The organism is Actinoalloteichus spitiensis RMV-1378, from assembly GCF_000239155.1.
In the GTDB taxonomy this organism is placed as follows: domain Bacteria; phylum Actinomycetota; class Actinomycetes; order Mycobacteriales; family Pseudonocardiaceae; genus Actinoalloteichus_B; species Actinoalloteichus_B spitiensis.
In genome coordinates this window covers 1-2232 of the sequence record NZ_AGVX02000692.1, presented here as the reverse complement: position 1 = coordinate 2232, position 2232 = coordinate 1, and the positions used below count along the sequence as shown (strand labels likewise).

The 2232-nt window shown below is 73.0% G+C and carries 1 protein-coding gene and 1 pseudogene; one reads left to right on the top strand and one right to left on the bottom strand.

Annotation, left to right across the window (positions count from 1 at the left end):
- A pseudogene (locus tag ACTIDRAF_RS30955) lies at positions 1–365 on the top strand (Nramp family divalent metal transporter); the annotation flags it as partial.
- Positions 366–535: 170 nt separating this feature from the next.
- Here the strand turns inward: ACTIDRAF_RS30955 and ACTIDRAF_RS0224040 are convergent.
- Positions 536–1507, bottom strand: a complete 972-nt coding sequence (locus tag ACTIDRAF_RS0224040; RefSeq protein ID WP_016701235.1) for a ribose-phosphate diphosphokinase — start codon at positions 1505–1507, stop codon at positions 536–538.
- Positions 1508–2232 lie beyond the last annotated feature (725 nt).

Here is a 2232-nt window from a genome sequence, read left to right as displayed (position 1 = left end):
GGGAGGAGGCCGCGGCCGCCGCCGGGGAGGTGGCGACGCCGGTCCCGCCGGGTGGCCAGGCGGACCAGCAGGACTACGACCGCAGGGCCGGGGAGCGCAGCACCGCCTACCGGAGCTACCTGCTGTGGCTGACCTTCCCGCCGATGGTGCTGCTCTTCCTCGACCGGCCGTTCCAACTGATCGTCGCCTACGGCGTGCTCGGCGCCCTGTTCATGCCGTTCCTGGCGCTGACCCTGATGTTGCTGCTCAACTCGTCCCGCACCCCGCGCCCGTACCGGTCGCGCTGGGCGTCCAACGGTCTGCTCGGGGTGTGCGTGGCCCTGTTCGCCGTCCTCGCCGCGATCGAGGTGGTCAACCTGCTCTGACGGCGAACGCGGGTGCGGCCGGCTCCCGGGGAGCGTGGGCTCCGGTGCGGGGTCGAGGGCCAGGACCCGAGGGGGCGGTGCGCGGCGACCCGCGCGGGCTCGCCGCCGGGGTGCGGACGCGGGACGGGCCCGACCGGAACGCCGGTCGGGCCCGCGTGACCTCGTGCCGGTCAGGCGTCGCCGTCGAAGAGGCTGGTGACCGAGCCGTCCTCGAAGACCTGTTGGATCGCCCTGGCCAGCAGCGGCGCGATGGAGAGCACGGTCAGCCCGGGGAAGTGCTTCTCCTCGGGGATCGGCAGCGTGTTGGTGAAGATCACCTCGCTGGCCCCGCAGTTGGCCAAGCGTTCGGTGGCCGGGTCGGAGAGGACGCCGTGGGTGGCGGCGATGACCACCTCGGCCGCGCCGGCCTTCTTGAGCGCCTCGGCGGCCTTCACGATGGTGCCGCCAGTGTCGATGATGTCGTCGATCAGCACGCACACCCGGTCGCGGACGTCACCCACGACGCGGTTCACCATGGCCTCGTTCGGCTTGAACGGGTCCCTGGTCTTGTGGATGAACGCCAGCGGCCGGCCCCCGAGGGTGTCGGCCCACTTCTCGGCGAGGCGCACCCGGCCGGAGTCCGGGGAGACGACCGTGATCTCGCGGTCCTGGTAGGTCTTGGCCACGTGGCCGGCCAGCAGCGTCTGGGCGAGCAGGTGGTCGACCGGGCCGTCGAAGAAGCCCTGCACCTGGGCGGTGTGCAGGTCCACCGACATGATCCGGTCGGCGCCGGCGGTCTTGAACATGTCGGCGACGAGCCGGGCGGAGATGGGCTCGCGGCCCCGGTGCTTCTTGTCCTGTCGGGCGTAGGGGTAGAAGGGCATGATCACGGTGATGCGCTTCGCGCTGGCTCTCTTCAGCGCGTCCACCATGATCAGCTGCTCCATCAGCCAGGTGTTGATGGGAGCGCAGTGGCTCTGGAGTACGAAGGCGTCGCAGCCCCGGACCGATTCCTCGAACCGGACGAACAACTCGCCGTTGGCGAACTCGTAGGCGGACTGCGCCGTGATGCCGACGTTGAGGTACTTGGCGACCTCTTCGGCCAGTTCCGGGTGGGCCCGGCCGGAGAACAACATCAGGTTCTTCTTGGGAGTGCCAGCCATCGGGCTCACGCGCCGGTCCCTCCGAAGCATTCGTACCTGAGCAAGATCAACACCGCTGTTTACCTCTCAAGACGTTACGGCTCGGTGCCGCGACCTTCACGGCCCCACGAACGGTACCTGTCCGGGCGTTGGCGCTGCGACCACCTGACTGGCCGACCACGTCACACATCGGCCAGCCGGGCCGCCCCCGACGGCCGCGTTCGCGACCCCGGAGGCCGGCACCACCTCCGGTCGTGCCGGCCGGAGCCGGAGCCGGCGGATCGCCAGGTGCCGGACCGCGGTGGTCTGGCCCCGCCCAGCGGACGGGCGGCGCCCCGAACGCGACGAGTTCGGCCGGCGGGAGCGGGCCGGTGCGGGGCGGTAGTGCCGTCGCCCTCCGCTGCCCACCGCCGGCAGGCGCCCGGTTCCGGGCTCCCGAGCGGTCGGGCGGCCGCAGGGGGAACCGGGTGGGTGTCACACGGGCGGGGCGGCCGGTCGGCGGCGTGCCGGGGCCACCTGCCGGAGGTGTGGTCCCGAGCGGGGGTGCCAGCGCCACCGGGGTGCGACCGGAACGGCACGACCCACCCAGCCGGGTGCCAGCCGGCCGCGAGCCGGGCGCCGTCCGTCCGCCACGCGCCCGAGCGGTCGAGGACGACCTCGGGCGGACCGTGCCCGGGCCGTCAGGGCCGCCTCATGCCTCGGGGGGCTCGCCCTCGGCGGCGAGGCGGGCGCGGGCCGCGGCCTCG